The following is a 13,515-nucleotide window of genomic DNA, read 5'->3' as shown; positions in this document are numbered from 1 at the left end:
GAAGGAGAACGCCATGTTGTTGAAGGATCAGGCAGCCATCGTCACCGGCGGCGCATCGGGGCTTGGTGCGGCGACCGCGCGAAAGCTGGCGGCGCAGGGCGCAAAAGTCGCGGTCTGCGATCTCAATGCCAAGCTTGCGGAAACCGTGGCGGCCGAGATCAAGGGCGTCGCCGTGACCTGCGACGTCTCCGATGCCGCCTCGGCGGAAGCTGCGATCGCGCAGGCGACCAAGGCTCACGGCCCGGCCCGCGTGCTGGTCAATTGCGCCGGCATCGGCGTGGCAAAGCGCGTGGTCGGCCGCGACGGTCCGATGGCGCTCGCCGATTTCGACAAGGTGATCAAGGTCAATTTGATCGGCACCTTCAACATGCTGCGCCTTGCCGCGACCGAAATGTCCAAGCTCGAGCCGCAGGCCAGCGGCGAGCGCGGCGTCATCATCAACACCGCCTCCGTTGCCGCCTATGACGGCCAGATCGGCCAGTCGGCCTATTCGGCCTCGAAGGGCGGCATCGTCGGCATGACGCTGCCGATCGCGCGCGAGCTCGCACAGTTCGGTGTCCGCGTGCTGACCATCGCGCCCGGCCTCTTCCTCACGCCGCTGCTCGCCAACCTGCCGCAGGAAGCCCAGGATTCGCTTGCCGCCGCGATCCCGTTCCCGCGCCGGCTCGGCAACGCCGACGAATTCGCCGCCCTTGCGCTGCACATGGTCGAGAACTCCTACCTCAACGGCGAAGTGGTGCGCCTCGACGGCTCGCTGCGCATGGCGCCCAAGTAGTAAGGCCCGCAACGCATGTTCGTGAACCGGCGCGACGTCCAGATCCAGTGGGGCGACTGCGACCCCGCCAACATCGTCTACTATCCGCGTTATTTCGCGATGTTCGACGATTCGACGTCGACCCTGTTCGAGGTCGCCGGTTTCTCCAAGCAGGACTTGGTCCGCAAATACGGCCTGGTGGGCATCCCCATGGTCGACACGCGGTCCAAGTTCTACATCCCCTCGACCTACGGTGACTGGATCACCATCGAGACGAAGATCGAAAGCATCAAGCGCTCGAGCTTCGAGGTGAAGCACAACGTCTACAAGGGCGAGGCGCTCGCGATCGAAGGTTTTGAGACCCGCGTCCTGGTCGGACGCGATCCCGTTAACCCCGACAAGCTGAAATCGGCACCGTTTCCGCCGGAAATGGTAGCGAAGTTCGCCGGGAGTTAGAGTCTGGAGCTAAATCGCCGCATCACCAAAAGACGGGGCTGAATTCATCCCCGATTTCTGCTTTCAAAGAATAACGTCAAGGGAGGAATAGATGAAACGCTTTTACCTGACCGCCGCAATCGCGGCGGCTACGCTGGCGCTACCGGCCCTGCCCGCGCTGGCCCAGACCAACGAAATCACCATCGGCATCAGCGTGACCACCACGGGTCCAGCCGCCGCCCTCGGCATTCCCGAGCGCAACGCGCTGGAATTCGTGCCGAAGGAAATCGGCGGCGTGCCGCTGAAGGTGATCGTGCTCGACGATGGCGGCGACCCGACCACGGCGACCACCAACGCGCGCCGCTTCGTCACGGAATCCAAGGCCGACATCATCATGGGCTCGTCGACGACGCCGCCCTCGATCGCAGTCTCCAACGTGGCGAACGAAGCCGGCATTCCGCATTTCGGTCTCGCGCCGTTCCCGATCACGCCCGAGCGCGCCAAGTGGTCGGTGTCGATGCCGCAGCCGATTCCGATCATGGGCAAGGTGCTTTATGAGCACATGAAGGCTCACAACGTGAAGACGGTCGGCTATATCGGCTATTCCGACTCCTACGGCGACCTCTGGTTCAACGACTTCAAGGCCCAGGGCGTGCCGATGGGCATGACCATGGTCGACGAGGAACGCTTCGCGCGGCCGGATACGTCTGTCACCGGGCAGGTCCTGAAGCTCGTTGCAGCCAATCCCGACGCAATCCTGATCGGCGCCTCCGGTACCGCGGCTGCGTTGCCGCAGACCGAGTTGCGCGAGCGTGGCTATCAGGGCCTGATCTACCAGACCCACGGCGCGGCCAGCATGGACTTCATCCGCATCGCCGGCAAAGCCGCCGAAGGCGTGCTCATGGCGTCCGGCCCGGTGATGGACCCGGAAGACCAGCCCGACAGCGCGCTCACCAAGAAGCCGGGCCTGGCGCTCAATGCCGCCTATGAAGGCAAATACGGCCCGAACAGCCGCAGCCAGTTCGCGGGCCATTCCTACGACGCCTTCGAGGTGTTGAAGCGCGTGATCCCGACCGCATTGAAGACGGCCAAGCCCGGTACGCCCGAATTCCGCGAGGCCATCCGCCAAGCCTGGCTGACCGAAAGGGACATCGCGGCGAGCCAGGGCGTCTACAACTTCACCGAAAAGGATCGTTACGGCCTCGACGACCGCTCACGCATCCTGCTCACGGTCAAGGACGGCAAATACACGCTCGCGAAGTAAGAGGGCGGCACTCTCTGAAACGACCGGAGCCGGCCCATCGGGCCGGCTCTTTTTCTTTCGCGCTTCCCGAGCGCGGGTCAGGCCGCCTGCCGCAGCGGCGTCCAGGCGAACTCCGGATAATAGTTATCCATCATCCGGTCGACATAGGCGGTAAGGTTCGGAAACCCTTCCGCGCGCTCCCGCAGGCGGGAATCGAAGAACGGCGTGAGAATTCCGGCGAGCGCGCCGAAGGCGGTGGCATCGACACCGCTGGGCCTGTTGCCCATCAGATAGGATTTGTCACCGAGCTGCACCGAGAGCGCGAACAGCGAGCGGACGGCGAGATCGACATCGTCGTCGGGCCCATGGCGGCCGAGACCGGAGAGCAGGTAGTTCTCGGCGACGCGGAACTGCGCGTCCTCCCGTAGCTTCTCGCGGTTGTGCTCGGGTGCGCCGTCGAAGAAATGCGCCGGCCCCTTGGCGAAATTGGCGGCATCGACCCAGCGCGCGCCGACCAGCGCCCAGTAGACATGGTGCTCGATCATGCGCTCGAACGCCCAGGCTTGCGCGCGCTCCTGCAAGGAGAGACCGGCGTCGAAATCGAAGCCGTAGCGGCGCTCGATATGGGCGCGGATGAAGGTGGAATCGGCCACTGCCTCGCCGCCATCGTCGATGAACGGCAACTGCCCTTTCGGCGACGCCGGCGGCATCGCGCGCTCCTTCCTGTAAGGCAGTCCCGCCATCTTGAGCTGCACTTCTGTCTTGGTGACGAAGGGGCTGATTTCCGGCAGGCCAAAGCCGGTACCAAAGCCGTAAAGCGTAATCATGGGAGCTCTCCTGAACCTACCGAAAGAGTTGATGGAACCTAGTGGCGGGCTGCTGCCACCATGGTGGCAGCAGCCGTGATATCTTCTGCGAAACGGGCCCCCCGCCAGGCGCGGCCCATGACATGGCGGACCACCGCGTCCGCAGCCTGGATCAGCGAGCGTGTCAGCATGGCCGCAAGCGCGATGCGGAGATCGGCGACCGTGAGATCGAAAAACGTGAGGCGGCTGAAGGCCCAGGCAGACAGCGAGACATGCAACGGGGCCCGGGTCCGCCACAACGGACCGGCCGGACCGAAATGGGTTGGAATGATCATGGACAAATCCTCTTCAGTCGATGTGTTGTCCCGGTATAGAACTCCCCTGCTGCCAACATCCTGTCAGCAGCCACGCGCCGTTTTCTGATCTGCCCACGACGAGAGAATTGTCATGAGACGCGCCGACCGGCTGTTTCAGATCATCCAGGTGCTGAGGCGCACCCGTAAGCCGCTGACAGCGGACGCGATTGCGGCCGAGCTCGAGACGTCGAAACGCACGATCTATCGCGACATCGCAACGCTGATTGGCCAGCGCGTGCCGATCCGCGGCGAGGCCGGCATGGGCTACATTCTCGAGAAGGGTTTCGATCTGCCGCCCTTGATGCTGACACCCGACGAAATCGAAGCGGCGGTGCTGGGCGCGCAATGGGTCGCCGGTCATGCCGATTCCACGCTGGCGCGCGCGGCCGAAGATTTGATGGCCAAGATCGCCGACACGGTGCCTGAGCGGCTGCGCCCCTTCGTGCTGGAGCCGGCCAGCCGCGCGCGGCCGAGCTGGAACAGGGAGCCGGACCGGCTGGACATGGCGCGCACGCGCACCCAGATCCACGAAGGCAAGAAGATCATGCTGCGCTATCGCGACGAGCAAGGCCGCCCCAGCGAGCGCATGATCTGGCCGATCTCGGTCGGCTACCTGGAAGCGGTGCGCCTGCTCGCGGCCTGGTGCGAACTGCGCAGCGACTTCCGCAGCTTCCGCACCGATCGCGTCGTGGACGCCACCTATCTCGACGAAAGATATCCGGAGCGGCGCGACGTGCTGCGCGCGAAATGGCGGCAGAGCCTGGTCTGGGGCCCGCCGAAAGATACATGACGACGATGGAAGAGATCGATCTCTCGGACCTTTGCCAGAGCTGTGGCGCCTGCTGCGGTTACTCGCAGAACTGGCCGCGCTTCTCGATCGAGAGCGACGAGGAACTGGCGCTGATCCCCGACGCACTCGTCAACGAGCGCCAATCCGGCATGCGTTGCGAGGGCGATCGTTGTTCGGCGTTGCAGGGAGAAATCGGCAAGGCGACCGCGTGCGGCGTCTATGCGGTGCGGCCGGAGGTGTGCCGCACCTGCATGCCGGGCGACGCCGAATGCGCGATGGCGCGGCGAAAGTTCGGCCTGCCTGCGATCGCTAGCGCATGATCCGGAAAAGTGTGCAGCGGTTTTCCGCCAAGATCATGCGCCAACAAGAAGCCGCTTAGGCCGGAACCGCTTCGCTGATCTCGTCGTCGATCTCGTCCTCGAGCGGCGCGAGCACCGAAAGCGGCTTGGTCGACAGCGTGATCGGCTTGCGGCCCCCCGACAGGGACGGGGACGATTTGGCCGAGCCTTCGCGCGACAGCGCGTAGAGCGTCGAGCCGACACGGCCGCCGTTCTCGATCAGGTCGCGCTCGCTGCAGCTGCCTGCGATCGCGACCGCCAGCGAATGAAGATGGCTGCGGCGATAGCAGAACAGCGCCAACCTGGCGCGCGCGTCAGGGGAAACACTCTCAACCAGCCTCGGCAGGCCACCCTCGCTGGCGCGGTACATCTCGCCAAGGAGCTCGTCGCGAACCGGGCAGAAATCGCTTTCATAAGCGTCGCGGCTTGAAAACATTGCAGTTCTCCCTCGTGTCGGGAAGATGCCGCGTAATTCTCTAATGAAAGGTTAACCACCCTGGGCGGTAGTCACCCGGTGTCCTTGCTTTATGCCGCGAATCAGAACGGTCCCCTACCCGGGTTGAATACGGGGGTGGCGCTGCCCGTGGGGCCTTGCTTCGCGACTCCCGTTCTTGGCGGTCGCCCTCAGGCTGAGGTCTGGGCCTAGTTCGCAGCCATGAAGATGGAGAGACCGAAGCCGGTGAGATGGTGCAGCGCCTGGTCGACGCCGATCAGGGTCCAGAACCAGGGGTGCTCCTGGTTGACGCCGAAGTTGGCCGAGACCAGCCCTTTGGCGCGATCAATCGTGATGTGGATGACGAAATCGATCAACGCCACGAACCAGAATTTCGGCGCAACGATCAGGATCAGCGGCAGCGCAACCGCAAGGTGAATCAGGCAATGCACCAGAAGCGGCAAGGCCCAGCCATGCTTCTGGTCTTTGCCATGCGCCATCCAGGCGGTCTGCAGCACGAAATCGGCGATGATGTGCTTGAAAGTAAGCAGCAACATCCAGCCAATGAGCGCTTCGACAGGAACCGCCGATGACAGGGGTGGAAACGACAAAACTGACGCCCTCGTTGAACTCGAAAAGAAAAAATGGAGCGTTCAGCGCAACTTCTTCTTGGACCCGACACGTCCTCGGGACCGGTGATTTATGACATCTCCCGCGCCGGAATGCAGCCGGGGGGAACTGGAAAATCGCCAACTGTGGCTAAACGGTGATAGCCTCTCGCATCGGCGCGGGATCGGCTGAGGTTACCTTCGGCGCGGAATTTGCTTTCTGTGGCTGGGGCGCTATCATCCTCAGGTAGAGGATTATTGTTCTTTTTTCAGACGCTTACGGAATTTTCGTGCGTGCCGCCGGTGATCACCGAGCCCGCCCGCGCCTCCTGAAATAAGGCCAGAGTGCTGCCATGAGTGCTGAAGGCCCGACCTCGTCGACCGAACTCCCGCCGCCCCGGCGTCCCAAGGTGATCAAGACCAATCAGCAGCAGGTCCTGCTGTATGTCGTGCTGACCCTATTGTTGTCGCTGGCCACCGTCTGGGCCGGCCGAGCCCTGCTGCACAATTCGGAGACGCTGATCTTCGCCGTCGGCGCCCCCAACAGCGACGAGGCGCTGTTCGCGACAAAGCTCGCCAACGTGCTGAAGACCAACGCCTCGCGCTTCCGGGTCAAGATCGTCAATAGCCCCGACAACGCCAAGGCAGTCGCGCAATTCGACCGCAGGCAGGCCGATCTCGTCGTCCTGCGCACCGATGCCAAAGTGCCCGCGCGCACGCACACTGGCGATCCTGGACCACGATCTCGTGCTGCTGCTCGGTCCCGGCAACAAGAAAATCAAGTCACTGGCCGAGCTGAAGAAGAGGAGGGTCGCGGTTCTCGCCGAGAACGACGCCTCGCTCGCCTTCGTCCGCAACCTCCTCGACATTCCCGACGGCCCCGACGCCGCAAGGATCCAGATGGCGCCGCAAGGCGCGACGCTGGATAAGCTGTTCGCGCCGGCCAACGGCTTCAGCGCGGTGATCGCCGTCGTTCACGCCTCCAAGGCCATACGCGACAAGGCCTATGAGCAGGTCGCCAAACGCGGCGGCTTCACGTTGAATGCGATCGACGAAGCCAAGGCGCTGGCGCGCAAATTCCCGGGCATCTCCGATGAGACGCTGACGGCCGGCACGCTGTCCGCATCGCCCGAGATTCCTGACGACGATCTCGACACGATCGGGCTCGAATGGCTGCTGGTCGCGCAATCCAAGATGTCGGCGACCACCGCCGGCGACATCGCGCGCATCGTCTACGAGAACAAGTCCGCGCTCGGGCTCGACAATGGCTTCGCGACCCACATCGAGCCGGCCTCGGTCGAGAAGGATGCCTACGTGATGGCGCATCAGGGGGCGGCCGACTACATCAACGACGACACCAAGTCGTTCATGGATAAGTACAGCGACATGATGTATCTGGGCGCCGCCGCGCTCAGCGTCATCGGCTCGATCTTCGCTGCGATCTACGCCAAGATCACCCGCATCGCGCCGGAAAAGGCGAGCGAGCTCTCCACCGCCATTCTCGACATTGGCGAACGCATCGAGCACGCTCATTCGCTGGATCAGCTCGAATGCCTTCAGGACGAGCTCGAGAGCATCCTGCGGGGCGCGGTCATCGGCCTGCGCGACGGCACGATCAGCACCGACGGGCTCGACACCTTCAAGCTCGGTTATGAATTCGTCCGTGACGAAATCGGCATGCGCCGCGACTACCTGAAGCGTCACGCCAGCGAAATCGAGAGCGCCGCCCGCGAGTCTGCCCCTCCCCCGCATGATGACAGCAATGTCGTGGTGGTGAAGACAGCTCAGAGTGCCTGACCTATCGATTCCTGCCGGCGACCGGAGGTCTTGTCTTTCCTGGCAAATCGCTGCCCCGGCTCCTGGAACAGTTTGCCTGGCGCAACCGTTGGTTACAGGTACAACCGGAGAACGCACCATGCGTATGCTCCTTCTCACCATCTTGCTGGGAATGCTGGTTGCGGTCGGTTACTTCGGCTATTCGGCCATGGCGGTCGAAGGCGATCCGATCCCGACAGGAGGTTACGTGGCACTGGCGCTCGGGGCGGGGTTCTCCGTGGTCGTCGGCATCGGCCTGATGATGCTGCTGTTCTTGAGCAGCCGCCGAGGCTATGACGAACCTCCACATTTCAAATAGCGCCCACAACGCAACGCCTAGGCACCAGCATCGGCGCCCTGATCCGGGCAGAAGGTGCTGGCTCCCCATCGTTGACGGCCCCAGTGCGGGCGGGCACTTTGGCGCCGAAGTCCCATCCCGGGGCTGCAAGCACAAGACCGAGCCGCCATCCCGCATGTCCAAGCCGATGTTTCCCGCTCTGGCCCAATTCGTGGCCGCGACCGCCGGCCGCAACATGACCAAGGCGGCCTATGTGGCCGTGATCGTCGGCGTGGTCAGCATGGTGCTGCTGACACTCGATCCGGCCTATGAGACGGCCCACCGCTGGGTCGATTTCCTGCTCTGGGCCTGTCTCGTCTATTTCGTTTTCGAATGGCTGGTCCGGCTGCGCCATATGGCAGGGCAGGGGCGGCTGGGCCTCTACATGACCTCCTCCGCCGGGCTGGTCGACACCTTGGGGGCGCTGGCCGTACCGGTCGCGCTGATCTTCGGCGCCGAGCCCAAGACGGCCTGGCTGCTGAGCGTGCTCTGGGTCTTGAAGGTAGTGCCGGGCATTCCCGGCCTGCGCCAGCTCCGCCGCGTGCTCGTGCTGGAATCAGGGCCGCTGGTCAGCGTGCTCGTGATCTTCCTGATGGTGGTCTTCCTCGCCTCCGTCGCCGAGTATTTCCTGGAGCGGGATGTGCAGCCGCAGACGTTCGGCAGCGTCCCCGCCGCGCTGTGGTGGGCGGTCGTCACGCTGACCACGACGGGTTATGGCGATGTCGTGCCGGTCACCCCGCTCGGTCGCATGGTGGCCGCGCTGGTGATGATCTCCGGCCTTGGAGTGTTCGGTCTCTGGACCGGTATTCTCGCGACCGGATTTGCCGCCGAGACCCGGCGTGACAATTTCCTCAAGACCTGGGAATCCGTCAGCAAGGTGCCGTTCTTCGCGGCGCTGGGGCCTGCGGCCATCGCCGACGTCACGCACATGCTGCGCACCATGGAGCTGCCGGCCCGCACCATGATCATCCGCAAGGGCGCGCAGGGCGACTGCATGTATTTCATCGCCGCCGGCGCGGTCGAGGTGGACCTCCCCGGCAAGAAGGTCCAGCTCGGCGAAGGCGCCTTCTTCGGCGAGATGGCGCTGCTCGGCAACAACATGCGCGGCGCCAATGTGTCGACCACGAAAGTGTCGCGGCTGCTGGTGCTCGACCTCGTCGATTTCCGCGTGTTGATGGCGCGGCATCCTGATCTGGCCGAGACCATCGACGCCGAGGCGAAGCGCCGCACGCTCGAAAACAAGTAAATGGAGACAAGAATGTCGGACACAGCCGACGCGGCAAGTCCCCCCGCGCTCAAAATCGCTGGAGCCCGCGCCACCATCCGCCTGAACCGGCCCAAGCATCTCAACCGGCTCCAGGCCGAAGATCTCGGCGAGCTGGTCAAACTGTTCGACCGGGTTGAGGCCGATCCTGATATCCGCGTGCTGGTACTGACCGGGACGGGACGCGCGTTTTCGGCCGGTTATGACCTCAATTCGGTCGCCGAGCGGGCGGTGAGCGTCAACGAGCAGCAGAGCGCGGGCTCTGCCTTCGAGGTGGTCGTCAATCGGCTGGAAGATCTCGGCGTGCCGACGATCTGCCGACTCAATGGCGGCGTCTATGGCGGCTCGACCGACCTCGCGCTCGCCTGCGATTTCCGCATCGGCGTCGACAGCGCCGAAATGTTCATGCCGGCGGCTCGGCTGGGGCTGCACTACTACACGAGCGGCATCAAACGCTACGTGACGCGGCTCGGCGTCGACAACGCCAAGAAGCTGTTCCTCACCGCGCAGAAGATCACCGCGCCGGAGATGCTGCGGCTCGGCTATCTCACCGCGATGGTGGCGGTGGAGTTCCTCGACGAGGAAGTCGACAAGCTCGCCAATATCCTCGCCGGCAACGCGCCGAACGCGATGCGCGGCATGAAGCGCGCCATCAACGAATTTGCTCGTGGCGAACTCGACGAGCCCGCTGCCGACCGGCGTCACCGGGACAGCATGCGTGGCGACGAGATCAAGGAAGGCATCAAGGCGTTTGCGGAGAAGAGAGCGCCGCGCTTTTGAGGATCACCCCCGCTTCGACCGCATCGCACGTGTCTGCGTGAGCTTTGAATCGCGCGACAGCGCCTGATAGCGTTTGCTGTCGACGGCGTAGATCGCGATTCGGCCCTCACTGTCGGCGTGCACACCCCAGCCGTAGCGCTTGCCGAGGCCCGAGGCTCGCATGCAGGCCTGTCCGCGCGAGAAGAACGCAGAGCGGGCAGCGGTCCTCTCCGACTTGGTCACCTTGGCTCCAAGTTCACGCCCATGCGCCGAGGTCGCGAAGATCACGTCGTCCGACGTGTACCTATAAGGTGCATTCGCGATCATCGCATATTGCAGGCCGGCCACTGTTGGTCGCCCTGCCCGCGGCGGCGGCTCCTCACCGAAGCGCGCCGGACAGTCCTCAGCAACCCGAATGAACGTGTCGAAACAGTTAGTCGTATGGATCGGTCTGGTCATATGAGATTCGGCCTCTTCATCCCGCCGCGGCATGCTGCGCCGCCATCTCGTCGTCCGCCGCGTTGATGCGCTGGAAAGCGCTCCGCGAAGTCATCCGCTCGGCATAGCGGACAAAAACGTCCTTCTTCGGCACGATGCCGAACATCATGGTCCAGCTGAACGCGACGCCCCATAGGACATCGGCGGCGGTCATGCGCGCACCGAGCAGATATGGCCCTTGCGACAGCTGCGCCTCAAGCGCACCCAGCATGGTATCATAGTCGGCATAGGGTGATTGCGTGATTGGCGCGGGCTCGCGTTGCATGAACTTGTCGATCAGGGCCGGCTCGAACGATGAGCCGTAATAGGCGATCCAGCGCAAGTAAGGCCCGCGCAGCGGATCGTTCAGCGCAGGCGTGAGGCCGGCCTGCGGAAACAGGTCGGCGAGATAGATCGTAATCGCGACCTGCTCGGTCACCAAGGCACCGCCGTGGTGGATCGCCGGCACCTTGCCGAGCGGATTGATGGCGAGATAGGCCGGCTGCCGCTGCTCGCCGGCCTTCATGTTCAGGACGTGGAGATCGTAGGGCGCGCCGAGTTCCTCCAGCAGCACCCTTGTGCCTGTCGCCCGGCTCTGCGGCGAATAATACAGCGTGATGCGGTTCGGGTCTGTCATGGCGGGTCTCCCTCGGGCCGGCTTGCGATGCGCGCATCTTTAGCCGACCATACCTGACATCCTGTGTCAGGTATGGTTTAAGAAACCATGCGTGCGAGCCGGATGCTTTCGATCCTCACCACCCTCCAGGCCAAGGGGCAGGTCACTGCGCCTGAGCTTGCGGAGGCCTTTGAGGTCTCGGTGCGCACGATCTATCGCGATATCGATGCGCTCGCGGCGTCCGGCGTTCCCGTTTATGCCGACCGCGGCGCGGAGGGTGGCTACCGCCTGCTCGGCGGCTATCGCGTGCGCTTGAACGGTTTGTCGCAGAGCGAAGCTGGTGCGCTGTTCCTCGCAGGGCTCCCAGGCCCGGCCGCAGCGCTCGGGCTCGACGCCACGATGATCGCCGCGCAAAACAAGCTGATGGCGGCCTTGCCTGCTAACCTGCGCGAAGACGCTGGGCGCATGCAGGAGCGCTTCCATCTGGATGCCCCGGGCTGGTTCGGCGAGGCAGAAGAACCAAAACATCTGCGCACCATTGCGGGTGCCGCGCTGCGCGGAGCATTGATAAAGATCCGCTATCAGAGCTGGCGCGCCGAGAAGCAGCGCCGTGTCGCCCCGCTCGGCCTCGTGCTGAAGGGCGGCAGTTGGTATCTCGCCGGACAAGTCGACGGCAGTGTGCGCACCTATCGCGTCGCGCGCGTGCTCGACTGCGTGGTGCTTGACGACTGCTTCGACCGTCCCGCCGATTTCGATCTCGCCGCCTATTGGCAGGACGCGACGCTGCGGCTCGAGGCCGAGATGCATCCGAACGTCGCGATCGTCCGGCTCTCGCCGTTCGGGGTGAAGTTGCTCGACGCGCTGAGCCAGCCTTACGTCAAGGCGCGCACGGAGATCGAGGACGCCGCCGATGCAGACGGCTGGCGCATCGCAAGGGTGCCGACCGGCAAGACGTCGTGGCACGCTGCGGCCGAATTGCTGCGGCTCGGCCCCGAGGCCGAGGTGCTGGAGCCCGCCGATCTCCGCGAGAAGATGGCAGAGCTGACGCAGGGGATGGCCGCGCGTTACCGCACGGCGGCGCGGAAAGCCCGGCCGAGACGCACTTCGCCGCAGCCGACGAAACAATCCTGAAACACGATTCTCCCCTGCCCGTGTGAACGCAATCGCATCTCGACCCGACCGAGAAGCAGGGACACAACAACGGCCCCGCGCCACACTGGAGAATGAAGATGTTTCGTAAGCTTGCAATTGGTTTGATCGCCGCCGGCTCTCTCGGTATCGCCGCTCTTGCGCCCACCGCCGCGTCGGCTCATGGCTTCCATCATCACTGGGGTCCCGGCTGGGGCTTTGGCTATGGCGGTCTCTACGTCAACGCCGGCGTCAGCAATTGCTACCAGGAGCGCGTCGTCCAGACCCGCCACGGCATGCGCGTGCGCGTCGTGAATGTCTGCGGCTACGGGATCTATTGATATCGTGCCTTTCCGATAAAGCTCCGGTCGCGCTGCGGCCGGAGTTTTGCGGTTGAGCTAGGCGCTCTGCCGGTTCCGCCGAAACCAGGCCCAGGTTTCACGCGTCGTTCTGATGTAACCACGCCCGCGATAGACGATCTCGTCGTCGACGATCTCGTTCAATTTCGGCAGCGCGTGAAACGGGATCGAAGGATAGGCGTGGTGCTCGACATGGTAGGGCATGTTCCACGCAATCCATTTGACGAGCAAGCCGGTATAGGTCGTGCGGGTGTTCTGGAACGCGCTGCGGGTGCGGTCACAGCCGGTGTGCTCGGCATAGAGATAGGGCCGCAGGAAGAATTGCCCGATGATCAGCGGCACGATCCAGATCCAGAGCAACAGCGCAGACGAGAACCACAGCGAGAGCGCGAACAGCAGCGCATAAAGTGCGACATAGGCACGTGCCTCGGCGACAGTGGTCGCGCGCCTGTTCTCGGGGATCCAGGGCACGACGACCTTGCCGAGGACGGCATGGCCGAGCATCAGCCGTAGCCGGCCGGCGATCTGGAGCAATCCGCTATAGGCGACTGCAAGCTGCGTGTCGGATGCAGGCCTGACGCCGACGATCAGCTCCGGGTCCTTCGCCGGATCCTGGGTGTAGCGATGATGGTCCCAGTGAAACAGGCAGTAATATTCGTAAGGAAGGCCGATGAGGAAGGCCGAGAGATAGCCGACCCCGAGATTGAGGCCGCGGCTTCTGAATGCGGTCTTGTGCGCGGTCTCATGCACCGCCATGAACAGGAAGGCGACCAGATAACCCTGCATCACCATCAGGGGTAGCGCCCAGAGCACGCCATAGCGCGATGACGTCATCCCGATCAGCGCACCGACCAGGACGATCGTGCCGTAATGACCGAGGCTCTGCGTGGCCCCCCTCAAATTCGAGCGCACCGACAATTCTCGCAGCATTGCCGGACTCAGCGGCTTCAGGCGATGGCCCGGCTCCGAAGCGGTCGCGTCAGTCATGATCGAGGAC

Annotated in this window: 17 protein-coding genes and 1 pseudogene; 11 read left to right on the top strand and 7 right to left on the bottom strand. The window is 63.8% G+C overall.

The window, feature by feature from the left end:
• The first annotated feature begins 13 nt into the window (after positions 1–13).
• From JQ587_RS17695 to JQ587_RS17685, 3 genes are all read left to right on the top strand, one after another.
• The gene (locus JQ587_RS17695) at positions 14–775 is read left to right on the top strand and encodes an SDR family NAD(P)-dependent oxidoreductase (protein ID WP_212426096.1); all 762 of its coding nucleotides are present in this window, start codon (positions 14–16) and stop codon (positions 773–775) included.
• A gap of 15 nt (positions 776–790) precedes the next feature.
• A complete protein-coding gene (locus JQ587_RS17690; protein ID WP_212297365.1) occupies positions 791–1,210 on the top strand; it encodes an acyl-CoA thioesterase in 420 nt (139 codons plus the stop codon).
• A gap of 91 nt (positions 1,211–1,301) precedes the next feature.
• On the top strand, positions 1,302–2,453 hold the full coding sequence (locus tag JQ587_RS17685; RefSeq protein WP_212297366.1) for an ABC transporter substrate-binding protein: 1,152 nt from the start codon (positions 1,302–1,304) through the stop codon (positions 2,451–2,453).
• Between the two features lie 77 nt (positions 2,454–2,530).
• Here the strand turns inward: JQ587_RS17685 and JQ587_RS17680 are convergent, their stop codons facing one another.
• Positions 2,531–3,259 carry a glutathione S-transferase family protein gene (locus JQ587_RS17680; RefSeq protein ID WP_212426095.1) on the bottom strand — a complete coding sequence of 243 codons (729 nt, stop codon included), beginning with the start codon at positions 3,257–3,259 and terminating at the stop codon, positions 2,531–2,533.
• A gap of 38 nt (positions 3,260–3,297) precedes the next feature.
• Positions 3,298–3,573 (bottom strand): hypothetical protein, encoded by a 276-nt coding sequence (locus JQ587_RS17675; RefSeq protein ID WP_212297368.1) that lies wholly within the window; start codon positions 3,571–3,573, stop codon positions 3,298–3,300.
• Positions 3,574–3,685: 112 nt separating this feature from the next.
• Between JQ587_RS17675 and JQ587_RS17670 the strand changes: the two genes are divergently transcribed.
• Positions 3,686–4,384, top strand: a complete 699-nt coding sequence (locus tag JQ587_RS17670) for a helix-turn-helix transcriptional regulator (protein WP_025575324.1) — start codon at positions 3,686–3,688, stop codon at positions 4,382–4,384.
• 5 nt (positions 4,385–4,389) lie between these two features.
• Positions 4,390–4,704 carry a YkgJ family cysteine cluster protein gene (locus JQ587_RS17665; RefSeq protein ID WP_212426184.1) on the top strand — a complete coding sequence of 105 codons (315 nt, stop codon included), beginning with the start codon at positions 4,390–4,392 and terminating at the stop codon, positions 4,702–4,704.
• Between the two features lie 55 nt (positions 4,705–4,759).
• On the opposite strand, the gene JQ587_RS17660 is transcribed toward JQ587_RS17665, so the two are convergent.
• Positions 4,760–5,158, bottom strand: a complete 399-nt coding sequence (locus JQ587_RS17660; RefSeq protein ID WP_212297369.1) for a hypothetical protein — start codon at positions 5,156–5,158, stop codon at positions 4,760–4,762.
• Between the two features lie 206 nt (positions 5,159–5,364).
• On the bottom strand, positions 5,365–5,712 hold the full coding sequence (locus JQ587_RS17655) for a DUF3307 domain-containing protein (protein WP_177248139.1): 348 nt from the start codon (positions 5,710–5,712) through the stop codon (positions 5,365–5,367).
• A 404-nt stretch (positions 5,713–6,116) separates the two neighbouring features.
• Between JQ587_RS17655 and JQ587_RS17650 the strand changes: the two are divergent.
• The 4 genes and pseudogenes from JQ587_RS17650 (at position 6,117) to JQ587_RS17635 (ending at position 9,959) form a co-directional block, all read left to right on the top strand.
• Positions 6,117–7,560, top strand: a pseudogene (locus JQ587_RS17650) (TAXI family TRAP transporter solute-binding subunit).
• A 118-nt stretch (positions 7,561–7,678) separates the two neighbouring features.
• Positions 7,679–7,897, top strand: a complete 219-nt coding sequence (locus JQ587_RS17645) for a hypothetical protein (protein ID WP_212297371.1) — start codon at positions 7,679–7,681, stop codon at positions 7,895–7,897.
• A gap of 154 nt (positions 7,898–8,051) precedes the next feature.
• On the top strand, positions 8,052–9,161 hold the full coding sequence (locus tag JQ587_RS17640) for a cyclic nucleotide-gated ion channel (RefSeq protein ID WP_212297372.1): 1,110 nt from the start codon (positions 8,052–8,054) through the stop codon (positions 9,159–9,161).
• 12 nt (positions 9,162–9,173) lie between these two features.
• Positions 9,174–9,959, top strand: coding sequence for an enoyl-CoA hydratase/isomerase family protein (locus JQ587_RS17635; RefSeq protein WP_212426094.1), 786 nt, complete (start codon positions 9,174–9,176; stop codon positions 9,957–9,959).
• Positions 9,960–9,962: 3 nt separating this feature from the next.
• Here the strand turns inward: JQ587_RS17635 and JQ587_RS17630 are convergent, their stop codons facing one another.
• Together JQ587_RS17630 and JQ587_RS17625 are read right to left on the bottom strand one after the other, a co-directional pair.
• Positions 9,963–10,397 (bottom strand): DUF6157 family protein, encoded by a 435-nt coding sequence (locus JQ587_RS17630; RefSeq protein ID WP_212297374.1) that lies wholly within the window; start codon positions 10,395–10,397, stop codon positions 9,963–9,965.
• 16 nt (positions 10,398–10,413) lie between these two features.
• On the bottom strand, positions 10,414–11,052 hold the full coding sequence (locus JQ587_RS17625; RefSeq protein WP_212426093.1) for a glutathione S-transferase family protein: 639 nt from the start codon (positions 11,050–11,052) through the stop codon (positions 10,414–10,416).
• Positions 11,053–11,139: 87 nt separating this feature from the next.
• On the opposite strand from JQ587_RS17625, the gene JQ587_RS17620 reads away from it, so the two are divergent.
• Positions 11,140–12,162 carry a helix-turn-helix transcriptional regulator gene (locus tag JQ587_RS17620; protein ID WP_212426092.1) on the top strand — a complete coding sequence of 341 codons (1,023 nt, stop codon included), beginning with the start codon at positions 11,140–11,142 and terminating at the stop codon, positions 12,160–12,162.
• A 98-nt stretch (positions 12,163–12,260) separates the two neighbouring features.
• Positions 12,261–12,500 carry a hypothetical protein gene (locus JQ587_RS17615; protein ID WP_212426091.1) on the top strand — a complete coding sequence of 80 codons (240 nt, stop codon included), beginning with the start codon at positions 12,261–12,263 and terminating at the stop codon, positions 12,498–12,500.
• A 57-nt stretch (positions 12,501–12,557) separates the two neighbouring features.
• Here the strand turns inward: JQ587_RS17615 and JQ587_RS17610 are convergent, their stop codons facing one another.
• On the bottom strand, positions 12,558–13,505 hold the full coding sequence (locus JQ587_RS17610) for a fatty acid desaturase (protein WP_212426090.1): 948 nt from the start codon (positions 13,503–13,505) through the stop codon (positions 12,558–12,560).
• Between the last annotated feature and the right edge of the window lie 10 nt (positions 13,506–13,515).

Source organism: Bradyrhizobium manausense, from assembly GCF_018130615.1.
Taxonomy (GTDB): domain Bacteria; phylum Pseudomonadota; class Alphaproteobacteria; order Rhizobiales; family Xanthobacteraceae; genus Bradyrhizobium; species Bradyrhizobium manausense_A.
The sequence above is the reverse complement of the archived record's forward strand: the minus strand, read 5'-3'. Positions and strand labels throughout refer to the sequence as shown.

Excerpts from the sequence above, each read along its gene's own strand:
- JQ587_RS17635 (WP_212426094.1), top strand. The coding sequence starts at position 9,174 with ATGTCGGACACAGCCGACGCGGCAAGTCCCCCCGCGCTCAAAATCGCT.
- JQ587_RS17680 (WP_212426095.1), bottom strand. The coding sequence starts at position 3,259 with ATGATTACGCTTTACGGCTTTGGTACCGGCTTTGGCCTGCCGGAAATC.
- JQ587_RS17660 (WP_212297369.1), bottom strand. The coding sequence starts at position 5,158 with ATGTTTTCAAGCCGCGACGCTTATGAAAGCGATTTCTGCCCGGTTCGC.
- JQ587_RS17670 (WP_025575324.1), top strand. The coding sequence starts at position 3,686 with ATGAGACGCGCCGACCGGCTGTTTCAGATCATCCAGGTGCTGAGGCGC.
- JQ587_RS17695 (WP_212426096.1), top strand. The coding sequence starts at position 14 with ATGTTGTTGAAGGATCAGGCAGCCATCGTCACCGGCGGCGCATCGGGG.
- JQ587_RS17655 (WP_177248139.1), bottom strand. The coding sequence starts at position 5,712 with ATGTTGCTGCTTACTTTCAAGCACATCATCGCCGATTTCGTGCTGCAG.
- JQ587_RS17690 (WP_212297365.1), top strand. The coding sequence starts at position 791 with ATGTTCGTGAACCGGCGCGACGTCCAGATCCAGTGGGGCGACTGCGAC.
- JQ587_RS17615 (WP_212426091.1), top strand. The coding sequence starts at position 12,261 with ATGTTTCGTAAGCTTGCAATTGGTTTGATCGCCGCCGGCTCTCTCGGT.
- JQ587_RS17640 (WP_212297372.1), top strand. The coding sequence starts at position 8,052 with ATGTCCAAGCCGATGTTTCCCGCTCTGGCCCAATTCGTGGCCGCGACC.
- JQ587_RS17620 (WP_212426092.1), top strand. The coding sequence starts at position 11,140 with ATGCGTGCGAGCCGGATGCTTTCGATCCTCACCACCCTCCAGGCCAAG.
- JQ587_RS17630 (WP_212297374.1), bottom strand. The coding sequence starts at position 10,397 with ATGACCAGACCGATCCATACGACTAACTGTTTCGACACGTTCATTCGG.
- JQ587_RS17610 (WP_212426090.1), bottom strand. The coding sequence starts at position 13,505 with ATGACTGACGCGACCGCTTCGGAGCCGGGCCATCGCCTGAAGCCGCTG.
- JQ587_RS17625 (WP_212426093.1), bottom strand. The coding sequence starts at position 11,052 with ATGACAGACCCGAACCGCATCACGCTGTATTATTCGCCGCAGAGCCGG.
- JQ587_RS17665 (WP_212426184.1), top strand. The coding sequence starts at position 4,390 with ATGGAAGAGATCGATCTCTCGGACCTTTGCCAGAGCTGTGGCGCCTGC.
- JQ587_RS17685 (WP_212297366.1), top strand. The coding sequence starts at position 1,302 with ATGAAACGCTTTTACCTGACCGCCGCAATCGCGGCGGCTACGCTGGCG.
- JQ587_RS17675 (WP_212297368.1), bottom strand. The coding sequence starts at position 3,573 with ATGATCATTCCAACCCATTTCGGTCCGGCCGGTCCGTTGTGGCGGACC.
- JQ587_RS17645 (WP_212297371.1), top strand. The coding sequence starts at position 7,679 with ATGCGTATGCTCCTTCTCACCATCTTGCTGGGAATGCTGGTTGCGGTC.